Raw genomic sequence first — 14,971 nt, 5'->3', positions numbered from 1 at the left:
GCTTCCTTAGACGACGGCTTGGGCTTGGAGCTGTTCCAGACTTTTCAGTGCCTCGGCGGACAGAGGACTCCCCGTTACCTTTGCCGCATACAACGCGGCGCCGATGCCTGGGTCGAGCAGGGGTGCACGCAGTTCGTAGTGCCGGGACCGGGACCCGATGACTGACTTGAAGATTTCCAGCAGGTACGGTGCCGTGAACATTCCGCCCGAGTATGAGACCGGGACAATGTCCTCAGGTGGGTATCGAAGCTCACGGGCAGTAGCGTCAACTATCCCGGCGAGCTCCACGCATGCGTCGATAAGAATCTGACGGGCTGTGGCGTCGCCCAGCTCAGCGGCCTCCACCACTGTTTTGGACAGGTCGGCGATTGCCGTCCGGCGGCCATGCCACTGATTAAGAACGATGCCGACCAAGTCCAAGTCGTTCCTGACGTCCACCCGGGACTTTAGGGCTTCATATAGCGGGCCTCGGGGCAGCCGTCCGTCGCTCATGCGGGAAAAGGCATTGAGCCCTCGTACAGCAATCCAGTACGCAGACCCTTCGTCGCCGAAAAGCTCACCCCACCCCCCTGCCCTGTGTGTGCGGCCTTCTCGCTCGCCGTACGTCATGGATCCGGTCCCACTGATGATGTTGATTCCATCTGCTGCCGCGAGGGATCCAGACCAGCCACAGATCATGTCGTTGTCGCAGGAGTAGCGGGCAGTACCCAGCAAGGATCCGGGGATGGAATTCAGCACCGGGACGTCAGCACTGACCTCGCCGTAACCGGGTAGGCCGAAAAAAGCCTGGGTGATATCCGATGCAGCTATGCCGGACTGCTCTGAGACAGCAGTGATGCCGTGCCCCAATACCTGTTCCACCAGATCGATGCCCTCTTCAAAGTAATAGCAGCTGGGGCCTTTGGCCTCAGCGAGGACATCGCCGGCTTCGCTGATAAGGACGAAGGCCGTTTTGGACCCTCCCCCGTCGACGCCCAGGAAAGTTCTCATGTCAGTTGTCCTCTCCATCAGGTGGCTACTGGACAGTGCTTAGCGGATGAATGGTGACACCCTTTACTACGCGGTTGACATCTCCATCCGGGAACGGATTATCGGGAGCGGCGCCGAGGCGAAGTGAGCAGTGAAGCCCAAAGAGCTGGGCGAATACGACGTAGGCGGCGGCGAGATAGGCGTCATCCAGGTCGGCCAGCCCCTCCAACACCCACCCCGGGGCGTCCACTGTTCCGGCAGGTGACACTGAAATGGTGACCACATGGTCATCTCCCAGGTCCCTTCGGAGTTCAGAGACGATATCGATGTCGTAGCGGCTGGTGTAATGATCGGAAGACACGAAGACAATGACCAAAGTTGCCTCGTCGATGACGGCTTTCGGCCCATGTCTGAAGCCCAAAGCAGAATCGAAATAGGTGATGACCTGTCCAGCAGTAAGTTCCAGCAGTTTCAATGCTGATTCTCGCGCCAGGCCGGTCAAGGACCCGCTGCCCAGGTAAACGATTTTGTCGCCGGCTCGATGCGCAAGCTGTTCTACGTCTTTCTCCTTGGCAGACAGGATGTTTGATACCGCGGCGGACAGCGCCTGGATAGCTTGGTCATTCCTGCCGTTGAAGATGAGCAGACACGCCAGCAGCATGGAGGTGAAGCTTGAAGTCATAGCGAAACCCTCATCGTTTGCCTCGGCTGGCATGAGGACAACAAATGAATTCTGCTGATCGCCATGTTTCATGGCGAGCTTGCCCGCTGGGTCACAGGTCACCACCAGGTGGTGAACCAAATGCCGTCCAAGCAGTTCTTCGGCCAGATCCGTAGCCGCGATACTTTCCGGGCTGTTGCCGGACCGGGCGAAGGAGACCAGCAAGGTGGGGAGCTCCTCGGCGAAATACTGTGTCGGGTTTGAGACGAGATCCGTCGTGGCAACAGCGTCCACTCGCGTCCTCAGGCTTTTCGCCAATGCCGGTGCCGCAATTTCACCGATGAAGGCTGACGTGCCGGCACCGGTCAGAATGATACGAAGATCGGAACTTTCCAGTAGAGGAGCAAGGAAGACTTCTATCTCAGTCCGAGCGGCTTCAATGTTCAATGCCAACTCCTGCCAGACCTCCGGCTGCTGCTTGATCTCACGCATCGTGGCTCGCGCCCCGGAGGCGGCGATGGAAATGCTGGTCTCAGACAATAGATGCTCCTGAAAATATTTGATTCGCCGGCGGACCCGAAGGTTGCAGGCAATGAGGCGGGGCGCGTCCCGGATTCTGTCGATCCGCTCCCCGCAAGCGATTGCCGGCTATCAGCCCTGTCATGCCTGATCGCTTCAATTGGTGATGGGTATCACGCAATAATGAACAAAACTGAGTGCATCGCGCAATATTTGGAGGCGAGATCGACTAAAGTGAACAAAAAAATTGTCCATAAGGAGACGCACCCGGTGGCCCGGCCCCTTCCAGAGATCCACCCGCACGCAGTAAGCAGAAAACGCCTAGAACGAATGCGCCAGATTCTCTCAGTTCTGCATACAGAGCAGTCCGCCTCGCTCGAGGCATTGGTGGCTCGGCTCGGATCATCAAAAGCCACTCTTCGCCGCGACCTGGCAGAGCTGGAGGATCAGGGGCTTCTCGTCAGAACCCATGGGGGTGCCAGGGCGAAGGATTTCAGCGCTGAAATCCCTGTACGGCTTCGAGACTCGCAGGCGCGGGACGCGAAGATACTCATAGCCCGAACCGCGGCACGAATGATTCCGGCCGGGCCCCACGCCCTGGCAGTCAGCGGCGGCACAACGACCAGGGAAGTCGTCAGGGCTTTGCACTACAGGTCTGACCTGACAGTCATAACCAACGCGCTCACCATCGCCGCGGAGTGCGCGTCCAATCCCAGGTTTGACGTCATTGTCACCGGTGGGAAGATTCGCTCGAGCTCTCTGGAAGCGGTGGGACCGTTGTCCGAAGAAACCTTCAGGTCCATGAACATTGGCACTGCAGTCCTAGGAACCGACGGCATAAGCGCAGAAGGAGGAGTAACAACCCACGACGACACGGAGGCCCGTACTAACAATGCAATGGTGCAAGCTGCCAGGCGCGTAGTTGTGGTAGCTGATGGCTCCAAAATAGGCGAAATCACGCTCGCCAAAATGGCCGACTTGACTCAGATCAATGACCTGGTGACGGATGCGACTGCGGATCCTCAAGCATTGGCTCGCATAGCCCGTGCCGGGGTCGAGATCCACGTTGTCACTCCATGAATCCCCAGTTAGCAGCTTCCGCCTAACATCGAGGTTGTGGACGCGTCATCCGTCGGGGCACGGGGCGGTCAGGCGAGGCTTTCAAACACCAATGTTGCCTGGAGGCGGTCGCCTCCACTGAAGCCTTTGCTCCCGCTGCTTGCAGTGGTGATCGTGTGGAGCCGGTAGCCTTTCGACGCCTGCTCGTTGATGGCCTTCTCCAGGGAGCTCAGGTTGCCCGACTTGGTTCCCAGAAGCTTCTCTTTCAGGATCACCTGTACAACTACATAGTGCGGCATGATCATGCCCTTCCCTTTGCGTTGGTTGGGGCCGGTGGGCGGGGTTCCGCTTTTCCACACGGCTTCACGGGTCCGGGGGTGTCGGATGGGGCAAAGTTATCCCCGCCCGCAAGGCACCGGAGCGGCCTTGGCACAGGCGGAGGTGAAGATACCCCGGCGGGCAGCCGGACGGCGATGTGTCCGGTATTGTTGCCCCGGCGCAGGCGCGGCGGGGTCAATGAAGGCTGGTAGCGAACGCCCGGCTCACACCCCCACGCTCCACCGGGTACGCAGCTAGACTGAATCTGAGCCTGGAAACAGAGTTATGGCCACCGTCCACAGATTAAGGACGACGGCGGCCGCTCTGTTGGCCGCCCATCTCACGAGAGGATCATGATGTCTCGTCTTACTCTGGGGAACGTCTTCAAGGTCACTGTGGCCCTGCTGTTCTTTCCTTTTATGCCGCTCCTGATCCTGATGATCGGGGTGCGCCGCAAGAACTTCAAAGTGATCCTCGAGGGTGCCCTGTACGTAGCCCTCTTCCTGGCCGCCGTGTCTATCACCAGCACACTCTCGGCCTTTGTCGGCCTCGGTGTCATCGCGGTTTCCGGCATGCGGTCCTACATGCTCCGGGATCTCTGGCTGCATCGGAGGGCTCCCCGGGGAGCACAGCCCTACGTCATGGCTCAGCCCTCCGTGCCTGCGCAGTCCGCCCCCTCCTCGTCTGCGCCGGAGGCACCGGTTGACCCGTCCGCCCAGGAACTGGCCCAGGCGCTGGCATGGTCAGCGTCCCTCGCCAAGCAGAACAAGGCCCGGATCCCCACTGAGGCATACGTCAGCATCCTGGAAACCTGCCAGACGCTGGATGCAGTGATCGACGCCGAAGCGCGGCAGCCGCTGGGCGATCCCCAGTTTGAGTACGAGCTGTCCGCCACCGTGCGTGACTATCTGCCCAGCGTGCTCCGCAGCTATCTGGCCGTCCCGCCGCGCATGCTGGAGACCCGGCAGGCCAGCGGACGCACACCCAATCAGGAACTCGTGGAGCAGCTGCAGCTTCTCTCCGGCCAGGCGGACACGCTGCATGCCAGCCGCCACCGCCGCACCTCCGCGGAGCTGACCAACACGGGCAACTTCCTGCGGGAGCGGTTCGGCCGCGGCCAGGGCTACGACTTCGGGATCAAGTAACCGCCCTAGGCTCAGAAGTTGGCTGCGGAACGGACCAGATACAGCAAGGCAGCGAGTCCGACCGACGCACCGGACACCCATAGGGCCGCCTTCTGCAGCGGCAGGCTCCCCACATGGCGCCTCATCCGCACGATCGCCCAGATGAGCATCGCGATCGAGAGCACCGGAATGATGAAGTACGCCAGGCCAAGGATGGAGCCCACGAGCAGCCAGATGTCTGCCCACGGCCGCGTCGCGGCCGGTGCCGGCGTGGCCGCCGGAGTGGCGGCCGCGGCAATCCGTTCGACGGGGCCGAATTCGGCGATGATGCGTCCAGCAGTCTGCTCCGAGGCTCCGTCCCGGTTGAGCATCTCGGCGGCATCCTCCCGCATCGCCTGGACTGTCTCAGCGTGCTCGCGCGGGTCCGTGCCGATCAGCGCGCGGTCGAGATCGGCGAAGTATGCCTCCAGAAGTGCCGGCATCGGTTCAGTGGTGGTCATGAGTTTTCCTTAATCATGGTTGTAACGTCTGCAGCGAACGGGTGCCAGGTCCTGGTAAAAACCTGCAGCGCGGCCTTGCCCTCATCCGTGAGGTGGTAGTAGCGGCGGGGCGGCCCCACCGGTGATGGTTCCAGCGTGGTGGTGACCCATCCCTGCTGCCGCAGCCGCGACAGCAACGGGTAGAGGGTGCCGCCGCTGGCGAAGAGCACTTTCCCCTCCCCTAGCCGTTCGGCTATTTCCAGCCCGTAGGCCGGACCGGAGCGCAGACAGGCGAGGACGCAGTAGTCCACTGTGCCTTTGCGGAGTTGAGTCAGAACGGACTCAGCAGTAGGTGTCATGCACTGCACGGTACCGGTAACTTGCAATGCATGCAACCGGTCGGCGGTAAGAGACCAGTAAGCCTCGTGGCCTGTTCAAACTACAGGCGCACAGTCCCCTCGATACAGCTTGTGACTGTGCCGCCCACCCAGATTTTCCCGTCGCGCCGGCTTATCCTGACCCGGCCGCGGCGGCCGAGAACCGTTCCCTGCGACACCGTGTAGGGCGGTGTTGCCATAGCCGTGTCAGTGAGCCACTGCCCCAGGCCGGCGTTGAGGCTGCCCGTTACCGGGTCTTCCCAGACGGGGTCTCCGCCCACGAAGGCACGCACCTCATAGGCGGCGTCACCGGCGGCGTCATACGGTCCCACCACCCCGATTTCCAGATCGCCTGCTTTCGTCGGATCCGGTTGCAGATCCAGGACCTCCCGGGCGGAGGCAAGCCGAACCCCGATCCACTGCGGACCGTTCACCAGCCATGACGCATCAAGGATTTCCACGCGCCGGATCCCCAGCACCTCCGCCAGCCGGCGCAGAAGCGGTTCATCCACGGGCCCGTAACGGGTGATCGGCGGCGCTTCGAAGGCCAGCGACTCCCCCTCCACCCGGACCGGAACCAGCCCTGCGGCGCATTCCTGCATCACCGTTCCGTTCGCCCTGGGGCTCCCGCCGGCGTCGAGCCAGGCCCGGGCCGAGCCCAGGGTCGGATGACCGGCAAACGGCAGCTCTTCACTGCCGGTGAAGATCCGCACCCGGTAGTCGGCCTCGGGGCTGCTCGGGGGCAGAAGGAACGTTGTTTCCGATAGGTTGGTCCAGGCGGCGAAGCGCTGCATCTCTTCGTCACCCAGCCCGCCGGCATCGTGGACCACCGCCAGCGCATTGCCCCGGTAGGGTTCTTCCGAGAAGACATCGACTTCACTGTAGGGACGCGTTCTCATCGCGCCACTGTAACAAGGTCCCGGGCGCCCCGCGGCGCCCGGGACGGCGGCTCACCCGTTGTGGGTAGCCTCGACGTCGATCACCCAGGTCACGCCGAAGCGGTCCGTGAGCATCCCGAATCCCGGGCTCCACGCAGACGCGGCGAACGGTTCGATGATCTGCGCGCCGTCGGCCAGGGCGCCCCAGAGCTTATCCACTTCCGCCAGGCTCTGCCCGCGCAGTGACTGGAAGAAGGGGCGGTCGGTGATGGTGGTGCCGTTCTCGCGGCGGGTGCTGCCGGCGGTCGCGGCGGCATCGGTACCGTCCTGGCCGGGGATGTCGTAAGCCATCAGGCGGAGGCCGTCCGCGGTTTCGAGCTGGCCGAACACGATCTTGTCCGCGCCCGGCACGTCCTTCGGCATGCCGAAGTCGCCGTAAGTGGCGGCAGTGACGGTGCCGCCGAAGACCGACTGGTAGAACTCCAGGGCCTCGGCCGCGGTGCCGCGGAAGTTCAGGTGGGTGGTGGTGGTGATGCTCATGGTTCTGTCCTTTGGTCTGATCGACGGCCGCCGTTTTGTGGCCCTGAGAACAGACTGAACCTGGTAGAGGACAGGTTATGTCCTCTTCTTCGGCCATACTCGGATCATGCCCGGAACCTCCTCGAGAATGCTCGCCCTGCTCTCGCTGCTGCAGTCCCGCCGGGACTGGCCGGGGCGGGTTCTGGCCGAACGTCTGGACGTAACGCCGCGAACGGTCCGCCGCGACGTGGACCGGCTGCGGGAGCTGGGCTACAGCATCGATGCGGTCAAGGGGCCCGACGGCGGCTACCGGCTGGCTGCCGGTTCGGAACTGCCGCCGCTGCTTTTTGATGATGAGCAGGCCGTGGCCATCGCCGTCGCACTGCAGAGCGCCCCGTCCAGCGGAGTGGATCTGGACGACGCCGCGGCCCGGGCGCTGACCACGGTGAAGCAGGTGATGCCCTCGCGGCTGCGGCACCGTGTGGAGGGGATCCGGTTCACCGACGCCGGCGCCTCCGCGCGGGTGGATCCGAAGGTCCTTGAAGCGGTCAGCACCGCCGCCCGGGACCGCCGGGTGCTTCGCTTCGACTACGGCGATGACGTGTCCCGGCCGCCGCGCCGTGTGGAGCCGCACGCCGTCGTCGCCCGGCGGGGGCGCTGGTACCTGATCTGCTGGGATCTGGAGAAAACGGATTGGCGGATCTACCGGCTGGATAAGCTGACGCCGAAGGTCCCTGCCGGGGCAGGATTTACCCCCAGAACGGTCCCCGCCGGGGGTGCCGCCGGCTTCCTGACCGCACGGCTGAAGGGCTCCGACGGCGGCGCGGACTGGCCCTGCTACGGTGAGCTGCTGATCGAACTTCCCGCCGCCGCGATTGCCCCGTGGCTGGGTGACGGCGAGCTGGAACAGGTCTCGGAGACCGCCTGCCGGGTGCGGGTGGGCTCCTGGTCGGAAGCCGGGCTGCTGTCCTGGGCCCTGCGCTTTGATGCTCCGTTTACCGTCCTTGGGCCCGACGCATTTATCGACTCGCTCGGCGGCTTCGCTGCGCGGATTACTGCCGCCCGCCCCGAGGAGGTGCGGCGCTCCTAGACGGTGACGCCGGACTCCGGTACGGCATCGAAGCGCACCGGCGGAAGCGCTTCAAAGGCAGGCTTCGCAAACCAGTAGCCCTGGAACAGGCGGATTCCGGCGTGCTTGAGCACCTGATACTCCGCTTCGGTTTCGATGCCTTCGGCCAGCAGCGTGATGCCCAGGTCCCGGGCGATGCCGATGATGCCGGCCAGGACAGCCTGACGGGCCGGGCTGGTGTCGATTCCGCGGACGAGTTTCATGTCGATTTTGATCAGGTCCGGCTGGAAGTCGACCAGCAGGCCCAGCCCTGCATGTCCGGCACCGAAATCGTCCACGGCCGTGGTGAACCCGTGCCTGCGGTATTCGGTGATGATGTTGGTGAGGTGGGCGGTGTCCAGCACCTCTTCGTTTTCGGTGAACTCGAACATGATCGAGGACATCGGGAAGTTGCAGCGCCGGGCGGTGTTCAGGGTGGCGCGCAGGCAGGCGGCCGGCTCGTAGACGGCCTTCGGCATGAAGTTGATGGAGAGCATCGGCTCCTCGCCGGCGGGAAACAGCTGCGAGGCCAGCTCAATGGCTTTGACCCGGCAGTCCTGGTCAAAGCGGTACTTCTGCTCCGGCAGTACCTTGGACAGGACCTCGTAGGCCCCTTCGCCGGAGGTTCCCCGCACCAGGGCCTCGTAGCCCCACACGCGGCCGGCCCCGGCGTCGTAAATCGGCTGGAACGCCATGCTGAAATCGAAGTCGAGTTTGGAAGCCGTGCTGCAGCCGTTGCATGCCATGTGGTGTCCCCCTGAGTGAATAGGAGCAGTACATTACGGCAGCTAGACCACCGTGGTCAGCACACCCCCGTCGACTCGCACCGCCGCGCCGTTGGTCGCGGAGGCGGCCGGGGGACCCGTTTCACTCAGGTGGACTGAGGGTTGCCGGCACACGCTTCCTTTTGCGTGGCGGTACTGGTCAAAGACAGTCGTCACCGCCAGGCATCGATAGACCTGACCAACACCGGAAATTTCCTGCAGGAGCGGTTCGGGCATCATCAGGGCGGGTTCGCCTTCGACATAAAGTGACGCCGCTTTCATAGCCCGGCCGGAGGCCCCTCTACACTGCAACTGTGAAATGGCTTTGCTACTGCTCCGCTGCCGGAGCGATCCTCGGACTCTTTGCGGTCTGGCGGATGCCCTTGCCGTTGATCGTACGGAGCATTGGCGCCGCATTTTTCCTCGTGCTTGCAGGGCTTTTCATCTTCTGCGGCCTGGCCCCCTCTGGCACTGTTCTGGCCGCACTGATCTTTGACACGCTGGCTATCGGAGCGATGGCCGCCCTTTTTGTGGTTGTCCGGTTCTGGCTATCCGACCGCGCCGAGATTGCCCGGCTGCGCAATATCGCCCAGCGGAATGCGGACCAGATTTCCGTAGTGAGCCACGAAATCCGTACACCCCTGGCCCTGATCCGCGGTGCGTCGGACCTCCTGGCCGAGCGTTCCCCCGGGCCACTCACGGACAGCCAGGCACGCTTTGTGAGGACGATTAGCGGGAACTGCCATGCGGTCATAGCCTTGGCAGAGGATCTGCTGACTCAGGCGCGGATTGACGCCGGTATGTTCGAGTTGCATCTTCACCGCGTCAACCTGCGCACCCTAGCGGCCGAGGTGCTTGCCGAACATCGCCAGCTGCACGACATGCAGTTCGCCCTTGACTGCCCCGGCGCCCCGCCGAGGGTATGGGCGGACGGTGCCCTGATCCGGCAGGCGATGACCAACCTCATCAACAACGCCGTGGCGCACGCGACAAACACAAAGCTCATCACGCTACGCATAGTCAACGCGGATGACCAGGTGCTCGTTTCGGTCAGCGACGACGGCGAGGGGATGGACGAAGCGCGCCGCCGCGAGTTGTTCAAGCGTTTCTCCAGCGGCAGGCCGCTTCAGGACGGCACCGGCCTTGGGCTTGTGATCACCCGACAGATAGTCCAGATGCACGGCGGCGACGTTTTTGTAGACAGCACCCCGGGCCGCGGCACCACCATGCTCTTCAGTCTTCCCGAGCAAAGCCCGGAGCGGGTCCTGAGCCGTGCCGCCGCAGGAGCGTCCTAATGGAATACCAGCACCTTGCCCTTGTGGTCGATGATGAGCCCCAGATGCTGGACATCGTCACCTTCGCCCTGGAAACCCAGGGGTTTTCCGCCGTCTCGGCGAAGGACGCGGAGTCTGCCTGGAACCTTTTCCGCGGCCGGAAATTCGACCTCGTGGTCCTCGATGTAATGCTGCCGCAGGCCTCCGGGCTTTCGCTGTGCCGGCGGATCCGGGAAACGAGTGATGTTCCGGTGCTGCTGCTGACGGCGAAAAGCGGTGCCCAGGACCGCATCGCCGGACTGGAGGCCGGTGCTGATGACTACGTAATCAAGCCCTTCCATCCCCGCGAACTGGCCCTGCGCGCCGAAGCACTGGTTCGCCGGTCAAGGGCTGCCCCTGCGCAGTCCGAGGTCATCGTTTGCGGTCCTCTGCATGTCAGCCAGGATGCCGCTACAGTCAACGGGCATTACGTCCACCTCTCCTCCTTGGAACTCAGGCTCCTGCGGCGCCTCGCCAGTGCACAAGGCCAGCCCGTTTCCTTCCGGGATCTGCTGTTGTCCGGATGGCAGATCGATGAAGGACCCGGCGGGAAGGAAATGCTGAAAACCGCGCTTTACCGGGTCCGGAAGTCACTGCAAAGTGAGGGCCTTCCCCGGGCCATCCGGGCGGTACGCGGGGTCGGGTACGAGCTGGCCCGTCCGGGACGGGAGTAGCGCACCGAAGCCGCCCCAAAGTCACGATGTTGTGACCGAACGTGACCATGGGCATGCCCGCAGTGGGCGGGATCGTCGATACCTTGAAGAGCACTCTCCACCCGGGACTCGGGTAATCGACGGGGCCGCAATGATGCTCCCCCAATACGAAAGGCATGCCCATGAAGCGCAAAGTAGCGCTCACAATGGCCATTCTCGGTTCCGCCTCGCTAGGCCTTTCGGGCTGCGTGGTCGACGATGCCGAGCAGGCATCGTCCGACGGCGAGCTCAGCGGCAGCCTCACCGTCGCCTGCGGCGCCATGGAGGACTGGTGCCAGGCGATGACGTCGGCGTTCACCGAGAAGACCGGTGTCCAGACCAATTTTGTCCGTTTGTCCTCGGGCGAGACCGTGGCCCGCCTTGAGTCCGCGAAAGACTCCCCCGAATTCGATATCTGGCACGGCGGTCCGGTCGACGGCTACGGAACAGCCAGTGCCGCCGGACTGCTTGAGCAGTATGAGTCGCCCAACGCGGATGACATTCCGGAAAAGTACCGCGACTCCGAGAACTACTGGACGGGCGTGTACGTCGGCGCCCTGGGGTTCTGCTCGAACCAGGCAAAGCTGGATGCCCTCGGCGTTGACGTGCCGGACTCCTGGGAAGACCTTCTGGATCCCAAGCTCAAGGGGCAGGTCTCCACCGCGCACCCGTCCACGTCAGGCACCGCCTTCACCACGCTGTGGACGCAGGCCACTCTGGCAAACGGTGATGAAGACGCCGCCTTCGAATACATGCGCGGCCTCCACAACAATGTGTTGCAGTATTCCAAGAGCGGCACCGCCCCGGGCCAGGCCGCAGGACGCGGCGAGGTCGCCGTCGGACTGGTCTTCACCCATGACTGCGTGAAGTACAAGGAAGCGGGCATGACGGACCTGGTGGTGTCCTTGCCCAAGGAGGGCACCGGCTACGAGGTTGGCGGTGTCGGCATTGTGAAGGGCAGCAAGAACCTGGCCGCCGCGCAGGCCTACGTGGACTGGTCGCTGACTCCGGAGGCCCAGAATATCGGCCCGACGGTGGGCTCCTACCAGGTCCTGACCAACCCCGAGTCTGTGCAGGACGATCGCATGATTGACCTGGCATCCACGAATCTCGTTGACTACGACTTCGTTGCGGCTGCAGAGGCCAAAAAGGGCCTCACCACTCGTTTTGACGAGGAAATCGCCGCACAGCCACGCGAGTAACCGCGCTCCCATCCGTATGCCGCTGTTCCTTCATCCCTGCTAGGAGTTCCCCCGTGAGCCTTGATACGCTCCCCCCTGCTGCCCTCCCAACGGCTGCACCGCCCCGGAAAGGATCCCGTCAGGGGGGAGCCAGGATGGACACGGTCACCAAGGCCGTTATCGCTGCCATCGTCCTGATCCTGGCCCTCCTGATCGGCTATCCGCTGATCCGCATCCTGACCCAGGCCTTCGGCGCCGACGGTATGGAAACGTTGCGGAACGTCTTCACGTCATCGGCCAACCGGACCGTCCTGCTCAACACCGTCGTCCTCGGGATCCTTGTGGGGGCTGTCGGGACGGCAATCGGTTTTGCCTTCGCCTATGCACAGGCCCGGCTCGACTTCCGCGGGAAAAAGCTCCTGCACCTGATTGCCCTGCTGCCTATCGTTTCTCCGCCGTTCGCGGTGGCGACGGCGGTGATCACCCTGTTCGGGCGGAGCGGCCTGGTGACCAACAAAATGCTCGGCCTGGACTACAACATCTACGGGCTGACCGGATTGACCTTGGTCCTCTCCCTGTCCTTCTTCCCCGTGGCCTATATGAACCTGCTCGGGATGCTGCGCAGCCTGGACCCGGCAATGGATGAGGCGGCCTCCAGCCTGGGCGCCAACCGGTGGAAGATCTTCCGCAGCGTCACCATTCCCATGCTCATCCCGGGTTTCGCGAGCTGCTTCCTGCTGCTCTTTGTCGAGGCAATTGCTGACTTGGCCAACCCGTTGGTCATCGGGGGCGACTTCACCGTCCTGTCCTCCCGTGCCTACATCGCCATAACGGGTGAGTATGACGTGGCCAGCGGCGCCGCATACTCCCTGATTCTGCTGCTTCCCGGGCTACTCGTTTTCCTGGTCCAGCGGTACTGGGCGGAGCGGCGCAGCGTGGTCTCCGTCACCGGCAAGCCCTCCGGCCACGTCACGCTGCTTCGTTCCCCCCTCGCCCGGATTCCACTGCTCACCGTCGTCCTGAGTATCGCCGTACTGATCCTCGCCATTTACGTCACCGTTTTCGTGGGCGCCTTCACCGCCATTCTGGGAGTGAACAACACCTTCACGCTCGCCAATTACAAATACGTGTTCTCCGGTATCGGCTCGGACGCCATGTTCACGACGACGATCCTTGCCCTGATCGCCACCCCGGTTGCCGGCGTCCTGGGCATGGTCCTCGCCTGGCTGGTGGTCCGAAAGGTGCGCCGCGGCCGTGGCGCTCTGGATTTCCTGGGCATGCTGGGGCTCGCCGTCCCGGGCACCGTCCTTGGCATCGGCTACGCACTGGCGTTCAACAAGCCGTTCATCATCGGCAACATCCAACTCCTGCCGGCCCTGGCAGGAGGCGGTGCGATCTTCGGCGGCGCCCTGGCCATTGTGATGGTTTATGTCATCCGGTCCATGCCCTCCGGGCAGCGTTCCGGCATCGCTGCCCTGCAGCAGATCGATCCAGCCATCGACGAGGCATCCACATCGCTGGGGGCCTCCGGACTCAGGACCTTCAGGAGCATCACGCTTCCGCTGATCCGTCCTGCACTGCTCTCCGGCCTGACCTACGCCTTTGCCCGTGCGATGACCACGTTGTCCCCCATCATCTTCATCACCACCCCGCAGACAAAGATCATGACGTCCCAGATCCTCTCCGAAGTTGACTCCGGCCGCTTCGGCAACGCTTTCGCGTACTGCACTATCCTCATCGCCATCGTGCTCGGAGTGATCGGTTTGATGAACCTCCTCATCCGCGACCGCAGCGCACCGACGCGGCTCAATTGACCTCCGCTTCCCGCATAACCCTGGAGAACACCATGGCAACAGCCCTCAGCACCACCAGCAAGACCATCGGTACAGAACTCCCGTCCGGGAGCCTGCACCTGGATAACCTCGTCAAGCAGTACCCCGGCGGGGCCAGCGCTGAACCCGCCGTCGCAGGCATCAACCTCGATATCCTCCCGGGTGAATTCCTCACCCTCCTTGGCCCGTCCGGGTGCGGCAAAACCACCACCCTGCGCATGATCGCCGGGTTCGAGACCCCGTCTGCCGGAAAACTGACCCTCGACGGCGAAGATATGCTGGAACTCACCCCGGACAAGCGCCCGATGGCGATGGTGTTCCAGTCCTATGCCCTCTTTCCGCACATGAGCGTGTTCGACAACGTCGCCTACGGCTTAAGACTGCAGAAGTTCCCCAAGAAACGCGTTGAGGAAGAGGTAAATTTCGCCCTGACCTCCATGAGTCTCACCAAGCTTGCGGACCGGGCGCCGAACCAGCTCTCCGGCGGCCAGCAGCAGCGTGTGGCCCTGGCACGCGCGATGGTAATGAAGCCGAAGGTGCTGCTCTTCGACGAGCCACTGTCCAACCTCGATGCAAAGCTCCGTGTCCAGATGCGCACCGAAATCCGGGCCCTGCAGCACAAACTCGGGATCACCAGCGTGTACGTCACACACGATCAGGACGAGGCCATGAGCCTGTCCGACCGCATTGTTGTGATGCGCCAGGGCCGGATCGAACAGGTGGCGACGCCCGAGGTGGTGTACCGCCAGCCGGCGTCGGTCTTTGTAGCCGACTTCATTGGCCGGGCAAACTTCATTGACACCTCGATTGGCGAACTCATTCCAGGCGCCGAGGGCACACGGGCTTCCGTGCATGCCCTCGGGGCCTCGTATGCCGTACCTGCCCACGATGCCCTCCAGGCCAACAGCCACGTCTGCCTGATGGTGCGGCCGGAATCCGTCCTCCTGTCAGCGGCCCCGGAAGCCGTGGAGGTCTCCGGCAACCAGGGACGTGTGCTCAAGTCCGTTTTCTACGGCGCGTGGGTCGAGTACGAGATCGAGACGATGGCTGGAAACGTCACCGCGGTCAGCTACGACCCCGCGCCGGGGGACATTCTGCAGGCCGGGACCTTCGTGCAGGTGTCCTTCGAACAGGATCGTGCCTGGCTTCTTCCGGCTGAGGACTAAGGCCCCGGGGCG

The 14,971-nt window shown here is 63.2% G+C and carries 17 protein-coding genes; 8 read left to right on the top strand and 9 right to left on the bottom strand.

All coding sequences use genetic code 11. The features are described from left to right. Positions 1 to 6: 6 nt before the first annotated feature. A complete protein-coding gene (locus GD627_RS14875) occupies positions 7 to 990 on the bottom strand; it encodes an N-acetylglucosamine kinase (RefSeq protein ID WP_152273188.1) in 984 nt (327 codons plus the stop codon). A gap of 25 nt (positions 991 to 1,015) precedes the next feature. Beyond that, a complete protein-coding gene (locus GD627_RS14870; RefSeq protein WP_210250516.1) occupies positions 1,016 to 2,170 on the bottom strand; it encodes an SIS domain-containing protein in 1,155 nt (384 codons plus the stop codon). A gap of 162 nt (positions 2,171 to 2,332) precedes the next feature. On the opposite strand from GD627_RS14870, the gene GD627_RS14865 reads away from it, so the two are divergent. Then, positions 2,333 to 3,229 (top strand): DeoR/GlpR family DNA-binding transcription regulator, encoded by an 897-nt coding sequence (locus GD627_RS14865; RefSeq protein WP_152273187.1) that lies wholly within the window; start codon positions 2,333 to 2,335, stop codon positions 3,227 to 3,229. A 68-nt stretch (positions 3,230 to 3,297) separates the two neighbouring features. On the opposite strand, the gene GD627_RS14860 is transcribed toward GD627_RS14865, so the two are convergent. Further along, positions 3,298 to 3,513, bottom strand: coding sequence for a DUF4177 domain-containing protein (locus GD627_RS14860; protein ID WP_246165546.1), 216 nt, complete (start codon positions 3,511 to 3,513; stop codon positions 3,298 to 3,300). A gap of 369 nt (positions 3,514 to 3,882) precedes the next feature. Here GD627_RS14860 and GD627_RS14855 point away from each other — a divergent pair, with 369 nt between their 5' ends. Beyond that, a complete protein-coding gene (locus GD627_RS14855) occupies positions 3,883 to 4,671 on the top strand; it encodes a hypothetical protein (protein ID WP_152273186.1) in 789 nt (262 codons plus the stop codon). An 11-nt stretch (positions 4,672 to 4,682) separates the two neighbouring features. Here GD627_RS14855 and GD627_RS14850 read toward each other — a convergent pair whose 3' ends face one another. The 4 genes from GD627_RS14850 to GD627_RS14835 form a co-directional block, all read right to left on the bottom strand. After that, complete coding sequence (locus GD627_RS14850; RefSeq protein WP_152273185.1) at positions 4,683 to 5,150, bottom strand: hypothetical protein; 468 nt, start codon at positions 5,148 to 5,150, stop codon at positions 4,683 to 4,685. Continuing rightward, positions 5,147 to 5,488, bottom strand: coding sequence for a PadR family transcriptional regulator (locus GD627_RS14845; RefSeq protein ID WP_146363946.1), 342 nt, complete (start codon positions 5,486 to 5,488; stop codon positions 5,147 to 5,149). The genes GD627_RS14850 and GD627_RS14845 overlap by 4 nt, the downstream gene beginning before the upstream one ends. Positions 5,489 to 5,568: 80 nt before the next feature. Further along, entirely contained in the window at positions 5,569 to 6,405 is an 837-nt protein-coding gene (locus GD627_RS14840; protein ID WP_152273184.1) for a PhzF family phenazine biosynthesis protein, read from the bottom strand. A 51-nt stretch (positions 6,406 to 6,456) separates the two neighbouring features. Further along, positions 6,457 to 6,924, bottom strand: a complete 468-nt coding sequence (locus tag GD627_RS14835; protein WP_152273183.1) for a VOC family protein — start codon at positions 6,922 to 6,924, stop codon at positions 6,457 to 6,459. A gap of 106 nt (positions 6,925 to 7,030) precedes the next feature. On the opposite strand from GD627_RS14835, the gene GD627_RS14830 reads away from it, so the two are divergent. After that, positions 7,031 to 7,993, top strand: coding sequence for a helix-turn-helix transcriptional regulator (locus GD627_RS14830; RefSeq protein ID WP_152273182.1), 963 nt, complete (start codon positions 7,031 to 7,033; stop codon positions 7,991 to 7,993). Here GD627_RS14830 and GD627_RS14825 read toward each other — a convergent pair. Then, positions 7,990 to 8,757 (bottom strand): EAL domain-containing protein, encoded by a 768-nt coding sequence (locus GD627_RS14825; protein ID WP_152273181.1) that lies wholly within the window; start codon positions 8,755 to 8,757, stop codon positions 7,990 to 7,992. The two genes, GD627_RS14830 and GD627_RS14825, sit on opposite strands and share 4 nt — an antisense overlap. 42 nt (positions 8,758 to 8,799) lie before the next feature. After that, entirely contained in the window at positions 8,800 to 9,057 is a 258-nt protein-coding gene (locus tag GD627_RS14820) for a hypothetical protein (protein ID WP_152273180.1), read from the bottom strand. 32 nt (positions 9,058 to 9,089) lie between these two features. On the opposite strand from GD627_RS14820, the gene GD627_RS14815 reads away from it, so the two are divergent. The 5 genes from GD627_RS14815 (at position 9,090) to GD627_RS14795 (ending at position 14,959) form a co-directional block, all read left to right on the top strand. Next, a complete protein-coding gene (locus GD627_RS14815; RefSeq protein WP_152273179.1) occupies positions 9,090 to 10,070 on the top strand; it encodes a sensor histidine kinase in 981 nt (326 codons plus the stop codon). Next, positions 10,070 to 10,762: a response regulator transcription factor gene (locus GD627_RS14810; RefSeq protein WP_152273178.1), complete on the top strand. Its 693-nt coding sequence runs from the start codon at positions 10,070 to 10,072 to the stop codon at positions 10,760 to 10,762. The genes GD627_RS14815 and GD627_RS14810 overlap by 1 nt, the downstream gene beginning before the upstream one ends. A gap of 161 nt (positions 10,763 to 10,923) precedes the next feature. Continuing rightward, entirely contained in the window at positions 10,924 to 11,982 is a 1,059-nt protein-coding gene (locus GD627_RS14805; protein WP_246165545.1) for an ABC transporter substrate-binding protein, read from the top strand. A 134-nt stretch (positions 11,983 to 12,116) separates the two neighbouring features. Beyond that, a complete protein-coding gene (locus tag GD627_RS14800) occupies positions 12,117 to 13,775 on the top strand; it encodes an ABC transporter permease (RefSeq protein ID WP_152273176.1) in 1,659 nt (552 codons plus the stop codon). A 32-nt stretch (positions 13,776 to 13,807) separates the two neighbouring features. Continuing rightward, positions 13,808 to 14,959: an ABC transporter ATP-binding protein gene (locus GD627_RS14795; protein WP_152273175.1), complete on the top strand. Its 1,152-nt coding sequence runs from the start codon at positions 13,808 to 13,810 to the stop codon at positions 14,957 to 14,959. Positions 14,960 to 14,971 lie beyond the last annotated feature (12 nt).

Source organism: Arthrobacter yangruifuii, assembly GCF_009192775.1.
Lineage (GTDB): Bacteria > Actinomycetota > Actinomycetes > Actinomycetales > Micrococcaceae > Arthrobacter_B > Arthrobacter_B yangruifuii.
The sequence above is the reverse complement of the archived record's forward strand: the minus strand, read 5'-3'. Positions and strand labels throughout refer to the sequence as shown.

Excerpts from the sequence above, each read along its gene's own strand:
- GD627_RS14840 (WP_152273184.1), bottom strand. The coding sequence starts at position 6,405 with ATGAGAACGCGTCCCTACAGTGAAGTCGATGTCTTCTCGGAAGAACCC.
- GD627_RS14825 (WP_152273181.1), bottom strand. The coding sequence starts at position 8,757 with ATGGCATGCAACGGCTGCAGCACGGCTTCCAAACTCGACTTCGATTTC.
- GD627_RS14810 (WP_152273178.1), top strand. The coding sequence starts at position 10,070 with ATGGAATACCAGCACCTTGCCCTTGTGGTCGATGATGAGCCCCAGATG.
- GD627_RS14800 (WP_152273176.1), top strand. The coding sequence starts at position 12,117 with ATGGACACGGTCACCAAGGCCGTTATCGCTGCCATCGTCCTGATCCTG.
- GD627_RS14820 (WP_152273180.1), bottom strand. The coding sequence starts at position 9,057 with ATGAAAGCGGCGTCACTTTATGTCGAAGGCGAACCCGCCCTGATGATG.
- GD627_RS14830 (WP_152273182.1), top strand. The coding sequence starts at position 7,031 with ATGCCCGGAACCTCCTCGAGAATGCTCGCCCTGCTCTCGCTGCTGCAG.
- GD627_RS14860 (WP_246165546.1), bottom strand. The coding sequence starts at position 3,513 with ATGATCATGCCGCACTATGTAGTTGTACAGGTGATCCTGAAAGAGAAG.
- GD627_RS14875 (WP_152273188.1), bottom strand. The coding sequence starts at position 990 with ATGAGAACTTTCCTGGGCGTCGACGGGGGAGGGTCCAAAACGGCCTTC.
- GD627_RS14855 (WP_152273186.1), top strand. The coding sequence starts at position 3,883 with ATGTCTCGTCTTACTCTGGGGAACGTCTTCAAGGTCACTGTGGCCCTG.
- GD627_RS14805 (WP_246165545.1), top strand. The coding sequence starts at position 10,924 with ATGAAGCGCAAAGTAGCGCTCACAATGGCCATTCTCGGTTCCGCCTCG.
- GD627_RS14795 (WP_152273175.1), top strand. The coding sequence starts at position 13,808 with ATGGCAACAGCCCTCAGCACCACCAGCAAGACCATCGGTACAGAACTC.
- GD627_RS14850 (WP_152273185.1), bottom strand. The coding sequence starts at position 5,150 with ATGACCACCACTGAACCGATGCCGGCACTTCTGGAGGCATACTTCGCC.
- GD627_RS14845 (WP_146363946.1), bottom strand. The coding sequence starts at position 5,488 with ATGACACCTACTGCTGAGTCCGTTCTGACTCAACTCCGCAAAGGCACA.
- GD627_RS14835 (WP_152273183.1), bottom strand. The coding sequence starts at position 6,924 with ATGAGCATCACCACCACCACCCACCTGAACTTCCGCGGCACCGCGGCC.
- GD627_RS14865 (WP_152273187.1), top strand. The coding sequence starts at position 2,333 with ATGAACAAAACTGAGTGCATCGCGCAATATTTGGAGGCGAGATCGACT.